Source organism: Pseudomonas sp. LjRoot277 (assembly GCF_964253845.1).
Taxonomy (GTDB): Bacteria; Pseudomonadota; Gammaproteobacteria; order Pseudomonadales; family Pseudomonadaceae; genus Aquipseudomonas.
Genome location: NZ_CAXURI020000001.1, coordinates 5,933,518 through 5,951,752 on the forward strand (window position 1 = coordinate 5,933,518; position 18,235 = coordinate 5,951,752).

14 protein-coding genes and 1 tRNA gene are annotated in these 18,235 nt (G+C 60.2%); 4 read left to right on the plus strand and 11 right to left on the minus strand.

Annotation, left to right across the window (positions count from 1 at the left end):
* Positions 1-35: 35 nt before the first annotated feature.
* The 4 genes from ACSQ87_RS27645 to ptsP form a co-directional block, all read right to left on the minus strand.
* Positions 36-1,577 carry an alkaline phosphatase D family protein gene (locus ACSQ87_RS27645; RefSeq protein ID WP_436274802.1) on the minus strand — a complete coding sequence of 514 codons (1,542 nt, stop codon included), beginning with the start codon at positions 1,575-1,577 and terminating at the stop codon, positions 36-38.
* 84 nt (positions 1,578-1,661) lie between these two features.
* Entirely contained in the window at positions 1,662-3,401 is a 1,740-nt protein-coding gene (locus ACSQ87_RS27650) for a PTS fructose-like transporter subunit IIB (protein ID WP_436274803.1), read from the minus strand.
* A gap of 11 nt (positions 3,402-3,412) precedes the next feature.
* On the minus strand, positions 3,413-4,354 hold the full coding sequence (gene pfkB, locus ACSQ87_RS27655) for a 1-phosphofructokinase (RefSeq protein WP_436274804.1): 942 nt from the start codon (positions 4,352-4,354) through the stop codon (positions 3,413-3,415).
* The gene (gene ptsP / locus ACSQ87_RS27660) at positions 4,354-7,215 is read right to left on the minus strand and encodes a phosphoenolpyruvate--protein phosphotransferase (protein WP_436274805.1); all 2,862 of its coding nucleotides are present in this window, start codon (positions 7,213-7,215) and stop codon (positions 4,354-4,356) included. The genes pfkB and ptsP overlap by 1 nt, the downstream gene beginning before the upstream one ends.
* 301 nt (positions 7,216-7,516) lie before the next feature.
* Between ptsP and cra the strand changes: the two genes are divergently transcribed.
* Positions 7,517-8,512: a catabolite repressor/activator gene (cra, locus tag ACSQ87_RS27665; RefSeq protein WP_223432294.1), complete on the plus strand. Its 996-nt coding sequence runs from the start codon at positions 7,517-7,519 to the stop codon at positions 8,510-8,512.
* A gap of 3 nt (positions 8,513-8,515) precedes the next feature.
* The gene (locus tag ACSQ87_RS27670) at positions 8,516-9,292 is read left to right on the plus strand and encodes a TatD family hydrolase (RefSeq protein WP_436274806.1); all 777 of its coding nucleotides are present in this window, start codon (positions 8,516-8,518) and stop codon (positions 9,290-9,292) included.
* Here ACSQ87_RS27670 and ACSQ87_RS27675 read toward each other — a convergent pair whose 3' ends face one another.
* The 5 genes from ACSQ87_RS27675 to ACSQ87_RS27695 form a co-directional block, all read right to left on the minus strand.
* Entirely contained in the window at positions 9,293-9,682 is a 390-nt protein-coding gene (locus tag ACSQ87_RS27675) for a hypothetical protein (RefSeq protein ID WP_436274807.1), read from the minus strand. It abuts the gene before it with no gap.
* A 110-nt stretch (positions 9,683-9,792) separates the two neighbouring features.
* A complete protein-coding gene (locus ACSQ87_RS27680; protein ID WP_436274808.1) occupies positions 9,793-11,823 on the minus strand; it encodes a methyl-accepting chemotaxis protein in 2,031 nt (676 codons plus the stop codon).
* A 289-nt stretch (positions 11,824-12,112) separates the two neighbouring features.
* A complete protein-coding gene (ampE, locus tag ACSQ87_RS27685) occupies positions 12,113-12,949 on the minus strand; it encodes a regulatory signaling modulator protein AmpE (protein WP_223432298.1) in 837 nt (278 codons plus the stop codon).
* 2 nt (positions 12,950-12,951) lie between these two features.
* Positions 12,952-13,521, minus strand: a complete 570-nt coding sequence (gene ampD, locus ACSQ87_RS27690; protein ID WP_436274809.1) for a 1,6-anhydro-N-acetylmuramyl-L-alanine amidase AmpD — start codon at positions 13,519-13,521, stop codon at positions 12,952-12,954.
* Positions 13,522-13,585: 64 nt separating this feature from the next.
* Positions 13,586-15,796, minus strand: a complete 2,211-nt coding sequence (locus ACSQ87_RS27695; protein ID WP_223432300.1) for a DUF1631 domain-containing protein — start codon at positions 15,794-15,796, stop codon at positions 13,586-13,588.
* 283 nt (positions 15,797-16,079) lie between these two features.
* Between ACSQ87_RS27695 and nadC the strand changes: the two genes are divergently transcribed.
* Positions 16,080-16,928 (plus strand): carboxylating nicotinate-nucleotide diphosphorylase, encoded by an 849-nt coding sequence (nadC, locus tag ACSQ87_RS27700; protein WP_150658743.1) that lies wholly within the window; start codon positions 16,080-16,082, stop codon positions 16,926-16,928.
* 49 nt (positions 16,929-16,977) lie between these two features.
* Here the strand turns inward: nadC and ACSQ87_RS27705 are convergent, their stop codons facing one another.
* The gene (locus ACSQ87_RS27705; RefSeq protein ID WP_046046051.1) at positions 16,978-17,283 is read right to left on the minus strand and encodes a DUF6388 family protein; all 306 of its coding nucleotides are present in this window, start codon (positions 17,281-17,283) and stop codon (positions 16,978-16,980) included.
* Between the two features lie 318 nt (positions 17,284-17,601).
* Here ACSQ87_RS27705 and ACSQ87_RS27710 point away from each other — a divergent pair, with 318 nt between their 5' ends.
* On the plus strand, positions 17,602-18,153 hold the full coding sequence (locus ACSQ87_RS27710) for a hypothetical protein (protein WP_436275122.1): 552 nt from the start codon (positions 17,602-17,604) through the stop codon (positions 18,151-18,153).
* 8 nt (positions 18,154-18,161) lie between these two features.
* On the opposite strand, the gene ACSQ87_RS27715 is transcribed toward ACSQ87_RS27710, so the two are convergent.
* Positions 18,162-18,234, minus strand: a tRNA-Thr gene (locus ACSQ87_RS27715).
* Position 18,235: the final 1 nt, after the last annotated feature.

The window sequence follows — 18,235 nt, forward strand, 5'->3', positions numbered from 1 at the left end:
CCGTGGGGAGAGGGCTGGGGTGAGGGGTGGATCCATCAGACTGGCTGCAGCTTCTGCTCAAACACCCCAACCCCATCCAGATCCCGCAACACCACACTCATCTCCCCCGTCTGCCCATCAATATTCACCTCACCAAAAAACTGAAACCCGGCAAACGGTGAGGTGTTCTGTGCCGGTGGTGCTTTCTCAAACACCACCTCCGGCCCAAAGGTCTTATCCAGCGAATCAGGCCCGAAGCTCCCCGCATTCAAAGGCCCGGCGACAAATTCCCAGAACGGCTCGAAATCCTGAAACGCCGCACGGTCCGGGTGGTAATGGTGCGCGGCGCAGTAATGCACATCCGCCGTCAGCCAGACAAAATTGCGCACCTGCTGCGTCCGCAGAAAACCCAACAATTCGGCGATTTCCAGTTCACGTCCCTGGGCCGGTCCCGGATCGCCATTGGCCACGGCTTCCCAACGCATCACACCGGGGCTGACTTCACCGTCCGATACGCCGAGGCCAATCGGCATATCAGCGGCGATGACTTTCCACTGGGCCTTGGAGGCCTTCAATTCACGCTTGAGCCAGTCCAGCTGCTCTCGGCCAAGGAACGGTTTAGCGGCACCCAGGTTGTCGTCATTGGCCCCGCGATAGCTGCGCATGTCGAGCACGAACACATCGAGCAACGGACCGTAACCGAGCTTGCGATAAATCCGCCCGCCGCCATCGGCGCTCTGCAACCGCATCGGTGCGTATTCGAGCCAGGCCTGACGCGCGCGACCGACCAGGCTGTGGATATCTTTGCTCTTGTAGCGATCATCCAACTGCTTGCCCGGCGACCAGTTGTTTACCACTTCATGATCGTCCCACTGCCAGATCTGCGGGACCTCGGCGTTGAAGCGGCGGATGTTTTCGTCCATCAGGTTGTAGCGGTAATTGCCGCGATAGTCGTCGAGGGTTTCGGCGACTTTGCTCTTGGCTTCAGTGGTGATGTTGCGCCACACGCGGCCGCCCTCTGTGGTGAGCTGCGCAGGTACGGGACCGTCGGCGTAGATGGAGTCGCCGCTGTGGATAAAGAAGTCTGGCAGGCGCAATCGCATGGCTTCGTAGATGCGCATGCCGCCGATGTCCGGGTTGATGCCGAAGCCCTGGCCGGCGGTGTCGCCGCTCCAGACGAAACGGATGTCGCGACGGGTTTGCGGCACGCTGCGCAGATGGCCAAACCACGGTTCGCTGGCGACGCCGCTCTGGGCGTCTTCGAAGTGCACGCGGTAGAAAATTGCCTGATCGGCGGGCAGGCCAGTGAGTTCGACGCGGGCAGTGAAATCGGTACCGGAGACGGCCAATGGCGAGACAAAACGACGAGGGTTGCTGAACAGGCTGCGAGTGTCCCACTCCACCACCATTCGCGCCGGACGATCACATCGACTCCAGATCATCGCCCGGTCGCCCAGCACGTCGCCGGACTGCACGCCATCGGTGAGCTGCGGACGATCCTTGACCGAGGCAATCACCGCCGGCGCCAAGCCTGGCAACAACAGCCCGGCGCCGACGGCTTGTATGACACGACGACGGCCGATGTCGAATTCGCTCATGGTGTTCTCCCTGAAAAGGAAAACTTAAGCACATGCCCATGAAACCGGTGTGACACCGCACTACTGTAGGAGTGCGGTGGGGTGTCAGGCGTTGGCGGGTTCCAGTGCCAGTTCGACCGCTTCCGGCCGCTTGAGCACCGCATACGCCACCGCCGTCAACAAACTCCCAGCCACAATCGCCAGCAAATAAAGCAGTGCATGGTTGATCGCATTCGGGATCGCCAGCACGAACAATCCGCCGTGCGGCGCCATCAGTTTGCAGCCGAAATACATCGACAACGCACCGGTCAGCGCACCACCGGCAATGCTCGCCGGGATTACCCGCAGCGGGTCTTTCGCGGCAAACGGAATCGCGCCTTCGGAGATAAAGCACAGCCCCAATACCAACGCCGCTTTACCGGCCTCGCGTTCGGTCTGGGCAAACTTGCGCCGCGCGATAAACGTAGCGATGCCCAAGCCAATCGGCGGCACCATGCCGGCCGCCATGGTCGCAGCCATCGGTGCATAACTTTGCGACGCCAGCAGCCCTACCGAGAACGCATAGGCGGCTTTATTGATCGGCCCGCCAAGGTCAACGCACATCATCCCGCCCAGCAACACACCGAGCAGAATCGCGTTGGTGGTGCCCATGCTGTCGAGGAAATGCGTGAGCCCTGCGAGCATCCCGGCCACCGGTTTGCCGACCACATAGATCATCACCAGACCGGTGAACAGACTCGCCAGCAACGGGATGATCAGGATCGGTTTCAGCGCCTCAAGACTTTGCGGCAAGCGCGCATAACGGTTGATCGCCTGCGCCGCGTAACCGGCGATGAAACCGGCAATGATCCCGCCGATAAAACCGGCGCCCAAGGTGCTTGCCAGCAGACCACCAATCATCCCCGGCGCCAGGCCCGGACGGTCGGCGATCGAGTAGGCGATGTAACCCGCCAGCAGCGGCACCATCAGCTTGAACGCGGTCTCGCCGCCGATCTGCATCAGCGCCGCCGCCAATGTGCCCGGCTCCTTGAACGCAGTGATGCCGAACACGAACGACAAGGCGATCATCAGACCACCCGCCACCACCATCGGCAACATGAACGACACGCCGGTCAGCAGGTGTTTGTAGACGCCACTTTTCTCTTGCTTGGCCGGGCCTTTGGCACCGGTCGATGCGGTTTCCTGCGTGCCTTCGGCCAACGCTTTATTCAGTGTCGCTTCGGCTTGTTTGAGGGCGATGCCGGTGCCGCAACGGTAAATCTTCTTGCCGGCAAAACGCTCGGTGGCGACTTCGATATCGCAGGCCAGCAGCACGACGTCCGCATCGGCAATGGCTGCTGCACTCAGCGGATTGCGCGCACCAACCGAGCCCTGGGTTTCGATTTGCAGGTCGTAACCCAGACGCTTGGCCGCTTGCTGCAAGGCTTCAGCGGCCATGAAGGTGTGAGCGACGCCGGTCGGGCACGCGGTAATCGCGACCAGGCGCGGGGCATGTTTCACGACGGCGGCAGGCTCGGCCACGGCTTCGGGGGCGACGTAAACCTGAGCCTCTTCAGCACCGCGACGCAGCACCGCTTCAACATCTTGCAGGGCTTGCGCCGGGGTACTCTGGAACACCCGCTTGCCGACGAATCTCGACATATCCACTGGCGCGCTGGTCACCAGCAATACCCATTCGGCCGCCTCGATCGTGGCCGCCGATAGTTGACGTTCCGGGTGCGCGGCATCGTTGACTTCAACACTGGTGCTCCAGCCCTGACGCTGGGCCGCCGCATCAAGCAAACGGGCGCACAGCACACTGGTGACCATGCCGTTCGGGCAGGCCGTAACAATGGCTAACTTCATGACAAACCCTCTTATTGTTCTGTCAGGGGGCGCACGCGCACACCCTGTTCGAGCCGCGCCAACTGCGTGGCATCACCAATACCGAAACCGATCTGGGTGACCGCCATCGCGGCAATCGCCGTGGCGGTGCGCAAGGTCTGTTCAGGCGTGTCGGCGCTGAGCAGACCGTGGAGCATGCCGGCCAATAACGAATCGCCTGCGCCTACGGTGCTGACGACACTGACCTTGGGTGGCGTGGCATGCATCGCCGCGCCGACACTGAACCAGTTCACACCGTCGGCACCGTCGGAGATCACCACGTGCTCGATGCCTTGAGCGTGCAAGCGGCTCGCGGCTTGCGCTTGCGCAGCCACCGAAACCACCTCACAACCCAGCGCGTCGGCCAGCTCTTCGGTATTGGGTTTGATCAGCCACGGGCCAGCCTTGAGCGCCGCCCGCAAGGCTTCACCACTGGTGTCCAGCGCCACGTTCAAACCGAGATTTTTCAAACGCACAATCAACGCCTGCAACCATTGAGGACTGATGCCTTGGGGCAGGCTGCCGGCGACGACGACCGCGTCATGACCGGGTGCAATCTGATCAAGTCGATCAAGCAACGCCTGCTGCGCGGCTTCACTCACCAAGGGGCCGGGCCCGTTGATGTCGGTGATGCGCCCATCGCTTTCCGCCAGTTTGATGTTGCTGCGCGTCTCACCCGGAACACGGATGAATGCGTCGACAAAACCGCGTTTGGCGAACAGGGTTTCGAACGCTTGAAGGTTGTCCTCCCCGAGGAAACCGCTGACCGTGAGCTGATGCCCGAGGTCCGCCAGCACTTGTGCCACGTTCACGCCTTTACCGGCGGCATGCGCGTGCATCTCGTCGCTACGATTGACCTGGCCGGGTGCAAGTACCGGCAGCTGGACAGTGAGGTCCAGTGCAGGGTTGAGAGTCAGTGTCAGGATCTTGGCCATTACAGGGCCTCCACTAATGCGCGCACTTCATTTGCGCTGCCCACGGCCAGGGCCTGTTGGGCAAGGATTTTGGTCTGGGCCAGGCTGAGTTCGCGAACCCGCGCCTTGACCTCGGCAATGCTGCGACCTGAAACACTGAGCTCATCCACACCCAGACCGACCAGCACCGGCACCGCCAGCGGATCGGCCGCCAACTCGCCGCACACGCCGACCCACTTGCCGTGGGCATGCGCCGCACGCACGGTAATGTCGATCAGTTGCAGCACCGCCGGGTGCAAGCCGTCAGCCTGGGCCGACAAGGTCGGATGACCACGGTCGATGGCCAGGGTGTATTGGGTCAGGTCATTGGTGCCGACGCTGAAAAAGTCGACCTCTTTGGCCAGCACCGGCGCCAGCAATGCAGCCGACGGCACTTCAATCATGATCCCCAGTTGCAGATCGGCAACCGGAATTTCCAGACGCAGACGTTCGGTCATGTCCCGCGCCTGGCGCCATTCATCGACGCTGCCGACCATGGGAAACATGATCCGCAGCGGACGGTTGTCCGCCGCACGCAGCAACGCGCGCAACTGCGCTTCCATGATGTGCGGACGTTGCAGGGTCAGGCGAATACCACGCACGCCGAGGAACGGGTTTTCTTCTTTGGCGATCGGCCAATACGGCAGCGGTTTGTCACCACCGACATCGAGGGTGCGCACCACCAGCGGCCGACCGGCCAGACCATCGAGGACGCGACGGTATTCGACTTCCTGAGTCGCCTCGTCGGGCGCTTGCGAGTGGGCCATGAAAATCAGTTCGGTGCGCAGCAGGCCAATGCCTTCGGCGCCCTGCTCCACCGCGCTGGTCACGCCTGCACTTTCACCAATATTGGCGAACACTTCGACCGCATGGCCGTCGGTGGTCAGCGCCGGTTGATGGCGTTGTTCGGCGGCCGCTTTCAGGCGTTGCTCGCGGGTGTCGCGTTCTTCGGTGGCGCGCTGCAAGGTCGCCGCGTCGGCGTCCACGTGCAGGCGGCCGCGCTGACCATCAATCAGCAACGGCGTGCCCGGCGCCAGCAGCAACACCGCCGGGCCGGCGCCGACCAGCGCCGGAATACCGAGGGCTCGGGCGACAATCGCACTGTGAGCGGTGGCGCCGCCACGGGCGGTGAGAATGCCGGCGACACGGGCCGGATCAAGACGGGCGACATCGGACGGACCGACTTCATCCATCACCAGAATGTACGGTTGCTCAGGCTCGCTCGGGGTTTCGACGCCACTCAATTGCGCCAGCACTCGACGGCCGATATCACGCAAGTCGGCAGCGCGCTCGGCGAGCAAGGCGTCCTGCAGCGATTCCTGCTGCTTAGCCGCAGTCTCAATCACCGCCATCCACGCCGCTTCGGCGCTTTCGCCCTGCTTGAGACGGGTGTCGACTTCATCGGTCAATTCCGGGTCGTCGAGCATTTCCTGGTGGGTGATGAAAATCTCGCGAATGGCCTTGGACTTGCTGCGTTCAATCAGGCCTTCGATGTCGCGACGCACGTCCGCCAACGCCTGCTGGAGACGCTCGCGCTCGATCGCAGCAGACTCACCGCGCAGCGGGTATTCAATGGTTTGCAGCACTTGAATGTGCGCCGGGCCGATGGCGATGCCCGGTGCGGCGGCGATGGCCTGAACCAGACTGCCGGACGCTGGCGCGAGGATTACCTCGGCCACATCGGCGATCACTTCGCGCTGTTGGCTCACGGCTGGCAGCGGTTCGACTTCTTCACCGAGGCCTTCTTCGATGGCGGCCAGCAAGGCTGGCAAGGCATCGGCGGCGATGCTCGGTTCGGCGACAAATTCCAGCACCTGACCGCGACGGGCACCGAGGCTGAGCAGTTTGCTCAAGCTCTTCACAGACACGGCGCTGTCCTGGCCATCGACGATGCGTACGCGGATTTCACCTTCAAAACTTTTCGCCAGTTGCGCGAGGATCTTCGCCGGACGCGCGTGCAAGCCGTGGGCGTTAGCCAGGGCGATGCGAGCACTGGGCCAATCGGCCGGCAGCTCACCGCCCAGGACTTCGAGGACTTTACGGCTGCTGGTGGCGCGGCCCAATTCGTGGCCGCGACCTTCGATCAACAACGCACAAAGGCGTTCGAGCAAGGCTTGATGGGCTTCACCAAGGCTGGCCAGGCAGAACAGACCGCTGAGCGGCTGGCCGAGGTAACGCATGGGTTTGTCCGGCGTGACGAAGGCCAGGCCCGGACGCTTGACCGTTTGCTCGCTGTGCAACCACCACAGACCATCGCCCAGGGGCAGCGCATCAACTTGTTGCAACACAGCCGAGAAACCGTTGCTCACGCAGTCGGCCTGACGCAGCAAACGCGCACCGCGCCAGACCAGCTCTTCGAAGTCATCGGCGGACACACCGAGGCCGATCATCTGTGCATCCAGCGCCAGTTCTTGCGGCGCGCCTTGCAACAGCTTCAACAAGGCTTCGGCGGAACTGGCGCGGCGCAGCGCCTGGCCCAGGTCGGTTTCGCCGAGGGCGCGGGTCAGCAGTTGCAACAGGCGCAGGTGTTCGTCGGATTTGGCCGCAATACCAATCGCCAGGTAGACAATCTGACCGTCGCCCCAGTCCACGCCTTCAGGGAACTGCATCAGCCGCACGCCGGTGGAAAACACCAGATCGCGGGTTTCCGGCGTACCGTGGGGGATGGCAATACCTTGACCGAGAAAGGTCGAGCCCTGGGCTTCGCGCGCCTGCAACCCGGCGAGATAACCCTCGGCGACCAAGCCATCGGTGACCAGATGCTGGGCCAACAGGTGCAACGCTGCGGACTTATCCACAGCCGACTGGCCCATGGATATCTGCTCTATGGTGAGCTCGAGCATGCTTTCTCCTTTTTGGCGTCTTGTGACGCCAGGTATTGTTTTGAATGATTCAGCTTAGGCTCTTAGACACACCTTTTCAGGGGCAGTTTTGGCGGTTTCGCGGCAGAACCGACAAAGGAGCCTGTAACGTAGAAAATACGCTTGCTGAAACGTTTAATCTAGAATGATTGGCACGTTACTCGATAATGTCTCATCCTTGAAGTCCAATTGTCGGATGCGTCGCGACGATGGTCGTCTGCCTTAATCGGGTAGGATTGGCGAAAATGTCGAGGCAAGCTCGAAAAAACAAGGAAAACCCGGGTTGAAACTCAGTGATATCGCCCAGTTGGCCGGTGTGTCCGTTACCACCGCCAGCTACGTCATCAATGGCAAGGCAGAACAACAACGTATCAGCAGTGCCACCGTCGAGCGCGTGCGCGCGGTCGTCGAACAACATGGCTTTACGCCCAATCCCCAGGCTGCCGGGCTGCGCAGTCGGCATACCCGCACCCTGGGTTTCATTCTGCCGGACCTGGAAAACCCCAGTTACGCGCGAATCGCCAAACTGCTGGAACAAGGCGCCCGCGCTCGCGGCTATCAGCTGCTGATCGCCAGTTCCGACGATGCACCGGACAGCGAACGGCAATTGCTGAAACTGTTCCGGGCCCGGCGCTGCGATGCATTGATCGTTGCCAGTTGCCTGCCGACCGGCGATGACAGCTATCACCAATTGCAGGCCAAGGGCATTCCGATCATCGCAATCGACCGGGTCATGGAGCCTGAGCATTTCTGTTCGGTGATCAGTGATGACCGCGAGGCCAGCCTGCAACTGACCCGCAGTCTACTGGAACCGCTGCCCAAGCAGATCGCACTGATCGGCGCACGCCCCGAACTGAGCATCAGCCAGGAGCGGGCGGGCGGTTTCAAAGAAGCGTTGGACGGGTTCAAAGGCGAGGTACTGATCGAACACGGCGAGTCGTTCAGCCGTGAGTGCGGCAAACAGTTGATGGAAGAACTGCTGCAGCGTCTGGGCCATTTGCCGGATGCGCTGGTGACCACGTCCTACGTGCTGCTTCAGGGCGTATTCGATGCCTTGCACGACTTCCCGCTCAAAACCCGCCCGCTGCGCCTCGGCACATTCGGCGACACGCAGCTGCTGGATTTCCTGCCGCTGCCGGTCAACGCCATGGCCCAGCAGCATCAGCTTATCGCCGACAAAGCGCTGGAACTGGCCCTGGCCGCCATCGAGCAATCGGATTACCGACCCGGCGTGCAGGCCATCGCTCGGACCTTCAAGCAGCGTATTCGCCAGGACTGAACCGTGGAGCTGATCGACAGCCACACTCATCTGGATTTTCCGGACTTCGACGAGGATCGCACGGCGTTGTTGGCCGAGAGCCGCGCCCTCGGGGTACGGCGGATGGTGGTGCTGGGGGTTTATCAGGGCAATTGGCAGCGCGTCTGGGATCTGGTGCAAAGCGATCCCGATCTGTATGCGGCGTTTGGTCTGCACCCGGTGTATCTCGATGATCATCGTCCCGAAGACCTGACGGAACTCGGTGACTGGCTGACTCGGTTAACCGGCCATCGACAGCTCTGCGCCGTGGGCGAGATCGGTCTGGATTACTTTATCGAGATCCTGGACCGCGAACGTCAACAGGCACTGTTCGATGCGCAACTGCAACTGGCGGCGGACTTCAATCTTCCGGCGCTGATTCATGTGCGACGCAGCCACGCGGCGGTGATTGCCACGCTTAAACGGTTTCGCTTGAAACGTGCGGGAATCATTCATGCCTTCGCCGGCAGCAAAGAAGAAGCCCGCGAATACATCAAGCTCGGTTTCAAACTGGGCCTGGGCGGTGCCGCGACCTGGCCTCAGGCCCTGCGCATGCACCGTGTGCTGGCCGAATTGCCGCTTGAATCGGTGGTACTGGAAACCGATTCTCCGGACATGGCACCCGCCATGTTCCCCGGCCAACGCAACAGCCCGGCGCATCTGCCGGCGATCTGCTCGGCACTGGCCGGGATCATGGCGATCAGCCCTGAGCAATTGGCCGCCGCCAGCACTGCCAACGCTTGTGAGCTGTTCAACTGGTAATCAGTCGGCGTAGGCCTTCGCGGCTTCCAGCGTCAGCGTCATGTGTTGCCGGTGCCGGGCAAAACGCATGACGGCGAAATAGACGAAAATCGCCAACAGCGAAAAATTCAGCTGCTCCACGACGCTGAACATCCCGATCCACTCCAACACCAACGCCACCAGCAACGCGGTGCAAACCATGACCAACGTGCTCGCCCGCAGCAATGCCAGGGAGTCGAGCGACTTGAAGCGCTTGATCTGTTTCGGATCGTTCAGTTGTAAAGCTTTCTGGCAGTGGGAACACGTGAACGCTTCATTGATGGCAATGGCATTGAGTTGCCAGGGTTTGAGCAAGAGCGTGCTCCCGCAATGAGCGCAATGACCCTGGATTCCAATCGTTACCGCAGACATAACCGAGCCTCCTCAGGGCGGGTCCAAGTGATTGATCTTCCTTCATTAAAGACCAAAAACCAGACGACGGAGGAAAACCGGACATTGCCCGCCAGTTGATTCGTTTTTTTTCAGACCCGGAACGCGCTGATCAGTTGTTTGAGTTCCACCACCTGAGCCGACAACGCGCGACTGGCGTCCTCGGTCTGGTGTGCACCTTCGGCAGTACGCTCACCGGCGCGGTTGATTTCGACAATATTCTGGTCGATGTCATGGGCCACGGCGGTCTGCTGCTCTACCGCGGCGGCGATTTGCTGGTTCTGATCGACGATCATGCCGACGGCGCCGAGGATGTTTTCCAGCGCTTGCTGAACCTTTTCCGACTGCCCCACCGTGCCGTTGGCCATCTGATGACTGGTCCCCATCGCCTTCACCGCAGCGCCGACACCGCTGTGCAGTTTGGCGATCATCTGCTCGATTTCCTCGGTCGATTGCTGGGTGCGCTTGGCCAGGGTCCGAACCTCATCCGCCACCACCGCAAAACCACGGCCCTGCTCACCGGCCCGAGCTGCTTCGATGGCCGCGTTGAGGGCCAGGAGGTTGGTCTGTTCGGCGATGCTCTTGATCACCTCCAGCACGCGGCTGATGGACTGGCTGTCGCTGGCCAGTTGATTGATTACCAGCACCGACTGATCGATCTCACTGGCCAGTGCAGCGATGCTGCCCTGCTGGGACTCCACCAGCCCGCGACCGCTGATGGTCTCATCGTTGACGCTATGGGCGCTGCTGACCGCTGCCGCGGCACTGCGTGCAACCTCAAGTGAGGTGGCCGACATCTGGTTCATGGCCGTAGCGACCTGCTCGATCTGCGTGCGCTGCCCCGCCACCGCCTGGTTGCTCTGGGCGGAAACGTTCTCCACCTGCCCGGCCTGGCGCTCAACTTCAGTGACGGTCTGGCCGACCCGCTCGATCAAGTCATGGATTTTCTTCACGGTGCCGTTGAACACCTCACCCAACTCGCCCAATTCATCGCGGCTGTTGGCGCTGAAGGTCACCGTCATGTCGCCGGCCGCGACCTTGTCCATCACCGCGCCAAGACGCTTGAGGGTGGTGCGGGTCGAAGCGTAGAAGCCGCCATAGAGGTAAAAAATCAACACAAACACCACCGACAGCGCCACGGCCTGCAAGACCATATGGGTGCGGTTCTGCTCCAGTCGCTGTTGCAGTTGGGTGCCAAGAAACTTCAGGGTGGCTTCATTGAGTTGGTACGTCTGATCCATCAGGCCCGTGACCTGATCGTAAAAGCCCTGCCACGGCGCATCGAGCGTGTCGGCCATCACCACCTGCTCCTCGAACAGTTCACTGGCCTTTTTCAACGACGCCTTGCTGCTATCGGCCTGAGCCGCCAGGGTTTCCCGTGCCGCTTTGCTGGAACCCAGCGCGTCCTGCAACTTCAGGGCATATTCGGCCTGCAGTTTTTCGATCTGCGCCAGCAACTCATCAAAACGGGTACTCGATGCCGAGTTGAGAAAGCCCTGCCCCAGCGAAAAAGAGCCCATCGCCCGGCCTTCGCCCAGAAGCTGGGTAACGGGCGGGGTGACATTGGTGATGAGTTCGCTCAGCTGGCGCATGTCGCTCTGGGTGTCGCGGCTCAGGCCGGCCTGACTGGCGATGATCTGGCTGAAAATTTGCGCATTGCCGAGCAACTTGCCGATCATCGCGCTTTTGCTTTGCAGGGAGTTTTCCGCTTGCTGGGCCTTGAACGCGGCGATCATTTCATCGCGCTTGCCATCGAAAACCAGGATTTGCTCGGGGTCCGCGGTCATCGCCGTCAGCCCTTGCAAACGGGTCAGCACATTTTGCCCCAGGGTACTGATCTGCGACTCGACATTGCCGGCCTTGCCGGACTGACCGAGGGTGACGTTGATCTGCACCAGGTTGTTCAGGGTTTCCAGATCGCGCCTTAACGTCAGGCTGCTGCCCAGCAGGTCGAGGCTTTGCAGTTCGACCCGGGTGCCCTGGAATTCTCGATAGGAATCGCGCACCAGATAAAAGTTGGTCACCAGCATCGGCACAAGGAACAGCACGCTGATCAGGCTGAACTTCATGCCAAAGCTCAGGCGGTTCATTAGCGCGACGGCGGGATAGAGCAAGCTCTTCACTGGAAGTCTCCCTTTGATTTCTTATTTTTATTGGCAGGCGCGGGTCGACAGCAGATAGCCACTATTCAGCGCTGTCTCTGTATAGCTCAAATCGGCGGGAGGTTTTGTAACTTAAGGTTAACGGCTGGATTGACGCGGTCTCTGTAGCAGCTGGCGCAGCCTGCGTCCGGCTGCGCAGCAGTCGTAAATCCTGATCACGCGGTGAGTCAGCCAAACCGCGGTGTCTGAGTTGGCGACTGCTGCGCAGCCGAACGCAGGCTGCGCCAGCTGCTACAGGATTTCAGTGTGCTTACGGAAGGACGGTCCACAACGCGAAACCGGCGTACCAGAGCACCGCCGCGCGCAGCAGCAGTTCCCAGATCCGGTCGAGGCTGTTGATTCCGTCAGGACCGACTACCGGTGCCGGGATTTCACCGGCCACCAGCCCGACCTTCTCGATCAATTGGGCGGCGCTGATGTTCCAGTTCAGCAGCTCGTGCAGCATCACCCGGCTGACCGCGACAAAGTTGCCGACCAACGCAAAACTCGCCGCCAGCAGACGCACCGGCACCCAGTCGAACGCGTGACGCAGTTTGGCCGCGCGCTCGACTACGGCCGGGTTCTGCCCGTGTTCTTCGGCCAGGGCGAGCAGTCGATAGCTCAGGGCCGCGACCGGACCCAACAGGAAATACCAGAAAATCACCGCGAAAAAGCTCTGATAAGCTTCCCACAGCAGATGCCCTTCGACCCGCTCCAGCAGTTGTTCGCCGCTATCGGCGCAGATACCCAGGTCGCGGTTCGCCACATGAGCGGCCGCTTGCAGGTCTTCCCGGCGCCAGGCATCGCGAAACGGCCCGAGACCGGCCAGCAGATCACCGCGGCCCAGACTGTAAATCACCACCAGCAGGTGCACCGGCAATGCCAGTAGACCGTAAGCCACCGGGCTCAATACCACCAGCAGCAAACCCAGTAGTGCCACTGGCAACAACACCAGGATCAGCAAAATCAGCCACGGATTTTTCGCCAGACGCGGACTGACCTCAAGCTTGTTCAGCTCGTGAACCCATCCACCATCGCGCTGAACCCGATGACGCAAGGCCGAGAACTTCTCGATCCAGACCGCCAACAGCAACACCAGAAAACTCATTGTTACTCCTTATTTTCCAGAGCAGCTTTTGCCAGAGCGGCGCGATAGCGTGCCCAGTCGAACGCTGGCCCCGGATCGGTTTTACGCCCGGGTGCGATGTCGCTATGCCCGCAAATGCGCTGTGCGGTAATGGCTGTGAAGGCGCTTTGCAGCTGCCGGGTCAGGGCCGTCAACGCTTGATACTGAGCGTCGGTGTACGGCAGATCATCCGTGCCTTCAAGTTCGATGCCCACGGAAAAATCGTTACAGGTTTCCCGGCCTTCAAAACTCGAGACGCCGGCATGCCAGGCACGCTCAAGACAAGAGACAAACTGAGTGACGGTGCCGTCACGTTCGATCAGAAAGTGCGCAGACACACGCAGGTCGGCGATCCCTTCAAAGTAGGGATGCTCCGTGACATCCAGACGATTCTGGAAAAATTCCTGCACCTTGCCGGTAGCGAACTGCGCTGGCGGCAGGCTGATGTTGTGGATCACCAGCAGGGAAATTTCGCCCGAGGGGCGCGCATTGAAGTTGGGCGAGGGGCATATATCTACGCCCTGACACCAACCGCTCGCGAGGTCCAACTGCATACAGGTTCCTTCAACGACGACTGTGTTGGCGCCCAGTATGCCGCGATAGACCCTCGGGGCGCGATCACTTGCCGCGATTGAGGCGACGCAGATTGCCGATCACCGACTCCAGCGCCCGGTCGAACAGCAAGGTGTCGTCCAGCGCGCGCACCGCGCCACGCCGGAACTCCAGCGCCAGACCGGTGCGGCTGCGCTCCAGCACTTTCATCCCGGTGCGATTGACGAAAATGTACTTGCCGGTGGCTTCAATGATCGCCGCCAGCTTGCAGCGCAGGGTGTTTTCCTCGTCTTCCTGAAACTCGACCCAGCACCCCAACCGCAGTTGATCGACCTGAAGCAGACCGGCATCGTCCTCCGGCAAGCGCACTGACGCCGTATCGACCGGCCCTTCGTCAGCGGTTCGCAGGACGATTCCCTGCAGCACTTCGACCATAACCGGTGTATCGACAGACGGCTCAAGCTTTTGCCCTGGACGTTCGAACAGTTGAACGTGCAAGGCTTCCAGCTCACTGAAAAATTCGCTGGTGGCGAACGGATCGAAGGCCGAACTGCTCAGACCGTCGCGCAACGACTTGAGCAACCCAGGCACCAACACCAACAAGCGCAGACTCGCATCGGGCTCGTCATGACGCTGTACGCTCCAGATCAATTGCTCCATGGACTGCACATCGGCGTGCCACTCGGCCGACTGATCGCCGTGCTTGAGACAGGTCAGCAGCAGCACCTGGCTCCACGCTTCCTGGACAAACACCACCACCCGCTGCGGCAATACTTTGCCCAACAAGGCCTGATTCAGCACCTGTTCGACGCGCTGGCGGGCCAGTTCCGTCCTGGCGCGGCCTTCTTCGGCGTCACGGGTACGTTGCTCCAGCAGCTCACTGCGACGGCGCTCGTCGCTGGTGAAGGCGAGAAAATCCGCCAGCAATTCGGAAAAAACCGCCGGATCATCGACAAAATCGTTCAGCAACCGTTGCACCACTTGCTCGATGCGCAGATACAGGCTGTCGCGCTCATGGTCATCGCACTCGCCCCAGCCCATGGCTGCGGTGGCGATTTCATTGAGCAGGCGCCGGGCCGGGTGACTGCTGCGGCTGAAGAAGCTCTTGTCGAGCACCGCCACTTTCAGCATCGGGATCTGCAAACGGCCGATCAACGCCTTGAGCGAATCCGGCAGATTGCGGTCATCGAGGATGCATTCGAAGAGCATGGCGATCAGGTTGATCACGTCTTCGTCAGCCACCCCGACCACGCGAGACTTGCCACTTTTGACGCTGACCCGGGTCAGCAGCTGTTCGAGCTGGTTTCGCAGATCGAAGTCGTCCTGGGCTGCCGGTGCCGGCACGTATTGCTGCAAGTGCGAGAGCAGCCGCAATAGATCACGGGTGGAAATCGGCTGTGTCCGGGCACTGGCTTCAAGGGTTGGCGCGACACTGCCACGCACGTGAAACAGCAACTCCTGCAACGCCGCGAAAACTTCCTGCACGCCGTCGTCAATCTGAGAATTGCCAGTCCGCACGCCTGTCTCGGCGGGGTCAGCACGAACACTCGCAGCCGCCCGATCGGTGGCACGCCGCGCCGGGGCGGGCTTGAGGTCTGGTAGCACGCCGGTGGCGATCAGCAGTTGATTGGCTTCGGCGTAAAGCTGATCAGCATTGCTGAGCACATAGCGTTCGAACAACTTGAGGATGATCAGCTTGACCTTGATTTCCATGCCCAGGTTGCGCCCGGCCTGCAAGAAATACTCGCAGAGCAGCGTTGGCCCCAGGGGGTTGTGCTGTTCGACCAGCGTCTTGCCCTGCAGTGTGCTGAGCCGAGCGGTGAGCTGGTCCAGGGCGAAACCGTCGCGGTTCAGCACTTTGCCGACCATCGCCTCCACTGCCACGCTGCGCTCCATGTCGTCATCGGGCATCGACGCCGAGGCATCGAAAGCCAATGCCCGGGGCAAGGCAGCTTGGGAAATGTCGTACTGCGCAAGGCTGACGAAGGCCTCGAAGAATTGTTCGAGAAAACCGCGTTCGATGTTTTTACGCTTGAGGCGCAAGTCGCGCATGGCTTCGAAGAAGAGGTTCTGTTCGACGTCATTGCGGGCCCGGTCGGCCATTTCGAACAGTGTGTCGTCGGCGTTATCGAACAGTTCCTGCAACCCATGCCTGAGCTGTTGAGCGGCCTTGTCGCGAACCTGAAGCAGAATCACAGGCAGGCGGGCGAGCGGCGAGTGAGTCGCCTGGTCGGTAGCAACCTTGTGCAAAGGCACTACATTCCCGTCGTTGTGCATTCAGGCCTCCTGAAAAGGTGAGTCTTCGAAGTCGTCAATCCAAATCCACGTCAAAGCCATGACGTCAAAAGCAAGGCGGATTATCTTGCAAAAGATGTCCCCTGTACCAGCAGACTCTGCGTTTCCCATTGAAATAGACGCTTATGGCAGACGCCAACTTAGAGCCGATTGCTCAGGCGAATCGACCAAATGCAGGTTTCAGAGCGATGGGAACGCCTCTGATGCCTTGGGTTGCCCAGCGCCATGGCCCTATAATCGGGCCACTTTGTTTGTGGAGTCCGTTATGCCGAATCTACGTCTCGCCGATTTGACCGCCGAAATCGAAGCCAACGTGCGCCGTGCGTTGCTCGAAGACATCGGCAGCGGCGACATCACCGCACAGCTGATCCCGGCCGAACGCCTGGCCAAAGCCACGATCATCACCCGCGACGCTGCCGTCATCTGCGGCACAGCCTGGGTTGATGCAGTGTTTCGGCAGCTGGATCCACGTGTTGCGGTGCACTGGGAGGTGCGCGATGGCGAGCGGGTGAAACCCAATCAGGTGCTATTCCACCTCGAAGGCCCGGCGCGCTCGCTACTGACGGGCGAACGCAGTGCACTGAACTTCCTGCAGTTGCTGTCTGGCGTGGCCACGCGCGCCCAGTACCTGGCGGATTACGTTGCCGAGACTCAGGTGAAGCTGCTCGACACCCGTAAAACCTTGCCGGGGCTGCGTCTGGCGCAGAAGTACGCCGTCACCTGCGGCGGTTGCCACAACCATCGCATCGGCCTGTACGACGCCTTCCTGATCAAGGAAAACCATATTGCCGCCTGCGGTGGCATCCCGGAGGCCATCAAAGCCGCGCACAAGATTGCGCCGGGCAAACCGGTGGAGATCGAAGTGGAAAGCCTGGAGGAGCTGAAAGAAGCCCTGGCGGCTGGTGCTGACATCATCATGCTCGATGAGTTGAGTCTGGATGACATGCGCGAAGCCGTGCGCCTGAACGGCGGCAAGGCGAAACTGGAGGCCAGCGGCGGTATCAACGAAAGCACGCTGCTGCCGATCGCCGAAACCGGGGTGGATTACATCTCGATTGGTGCTATGACCAAGGATGTGAAGGCTGTCGATCTGTCGATGCGCTTGAGCCTTTGATAACGCCTGGTGAATGAAAAACGCCAGCCTCGTGAGGCTGGCGTTTTTATCAGACCACCAGATTGTTCATCTCGCAGTACTCTTCCCACTCGACGCCCAACACCTCGGCAGCCTCCTTGTGCAGAACAAGGCGCGCAGCCTCGAACTCTTCAGGGGTTGAGGTGTACTTGAGCGTCAGTTCCCACGGCTGCAAGCCCTGGGATTCCGCCTCATCCTCGAATGCCCACTGGATCTGGTCTTTCTGATCGTCGGCGGGCAAGTCCTTGATCTCTTCGGCTAGCTGAGGCGATTCCAGCAAGTACTTCTTCAGCGCTTCTGCGTGTCTGGCTTCTTGGGTCAACTCTTTAACGGTCATGGCGTTCTCTTTGATCTGGGGAATGGAAGATGGATCTGGATCATCAAGGATCTCTCTGACGCAAAAAAACCGTTTGAAGCCCGGTTTGTCTGGCCTTCAGAACCATTCGGGGATCATTTGAAAACTGCAATGTGGAGCTCATGCAAGGTCCGAATATAGGACCTTTGGCTGACGATTTATACGGATCTTTACATCAAATCTACAAAAAACCGGATGCCATCACCGGCCATGCCATTTTTTGCGGCCCCTCAGGAACATGTTTCGAAAACCGGAGTCATAGCGATGTGCCATATAGGCACTTCACAAGGAACTCAGGTGATGCGCAATTTCCCAAAGCTTTCGTCTACCCTGCTTGCAACCGGCATGGCCGCCCTGCTGCTCGGCAACCTGGTACTGCCAAATACCGCTCAAGCCAGTTTGGAATACAGCTCCGACAGCTCCAATTCCGGCGATAAATTCCTCACCCTCCACAACTCGTACGGTAAAGAGGTGATGGCCAGGAGCAGCATCAGTGTCGAAGACGTAGTGAAATTAACGAACACTGTTAAAACCAACACGACTGAAATCGACACCCTGAAGAAAACCATCAGCGAACAAGCGCGCCTCATCGAAGAACTCAAACGCAACAACGGTACAAGCTCCAGCTCGAGCTCCAGTGAAATGTCCAACCTCAAGCGCACCGTCAGCGATCAGGATAAAGATCTGAAAAAGCTCGCCAGTCAGGTAGAAGACCTCAAGCGCAGCGCTGGATCGAGTTCCAGCCCAAGCTCCAGCGACCTGTCCAACCTGAAACGAGAAGTCAGCGATCAGGACAATCAACTGGATCAGCTCAAACGCGCGGTCGAAGACCTGAGCCGGAAGGTGAAATAACAAGTCTTTGCCCGAGACAGGAGTCGAACCTGCGACCTTCGCGTTACGAGTGCGCTGCTCTACCAACTGAGCTACACGGGCG

What these genes read in the sequence shown, in the direction of transcription:
- ampE (WP_223432298.1), bottom strand. Translation starts at nt 12,949, where the DNA reads ATGAGTTTTCTGGTGTTGCTGTTGGCGGTCTGGATCGAGAAGTTCTCG.
- ACSQ87_RS27650 (WP_436274803.1), bottom strand. Translation starts at nt 3,401, where the DNA reads ATGAAGTTAGCCATTGTTACGGCCTGCCCGAACGGCATGGTCACCAGT.
- ACSQ87_RS27710 (WP_436275122.1), top strand. Translation starts at nt 17,602, where the DNA reads ATGCGCAATTTCCCAAAGCTTTCGTCTACCCTGCTTGCAACCGGCATG.
- ACSQ87_RS27695 (WP_223432300.1), bottom strand. Translation starts at nt 15,796, where the DNA reads ATGCACAACGACGGGAATGTAGTGCCTTTGCACAAGGTTGCTACCGAC.
- ampD (WP_436274809.1), bottom strand. Translation starts at nt 13,521, where the DNA reads ATGCAGTTGGACCTCGCGAGCGGTTGGTGTCAGGGCGTAGATATATGC.
- nadC (WP_150658743.1), top strand. Translation starts at nt 16,080, where the DNA reads ATGCCGAATCTACGTCTCGCCGATTTGACCGCCGAAATCGAAGCCAAC.
- ptsP (WP_436274805.1), bottom strand. Translation starts at nt 7,215, where the DNA reads ATGCTCGAGCTCACCATAGAGCAGATATCCATGGGCCAGTCGGCTGTG.
- pfkB (WP_436274804.1), bottom strand. Translation starts at nt 4,354, where the DNA reads ATGGCCAAGATCCTGACACTGACTCTCAACCCTGCACTGGACCTCACT.
- ACSQ87_RS27645 (WP_436274802.1), bottom strand. Translation starts at nt 1,577, where the DNA reads ATGAGCGAATTCGACATCGGCCGTCGTCGTGTCATACAAGCCGTCGGC.
- ACSQ87_RS27705 (WP_046046051.1), bottom strand. Translation starts at nt 17,283, where the DNA reads ATGACCGTTAAAGAGTTGACCCAAGAAGCCAGACACGCAGAAGCGCTG.
- ACSQ87_RS27675 (WP_436274807.1), bottom strand. Translation starts at nt 9,682, where the DNA reads ATGTCTGCGGTAACGATTGGAATCCAGGGTCATTGCGCTCATTGCGGG.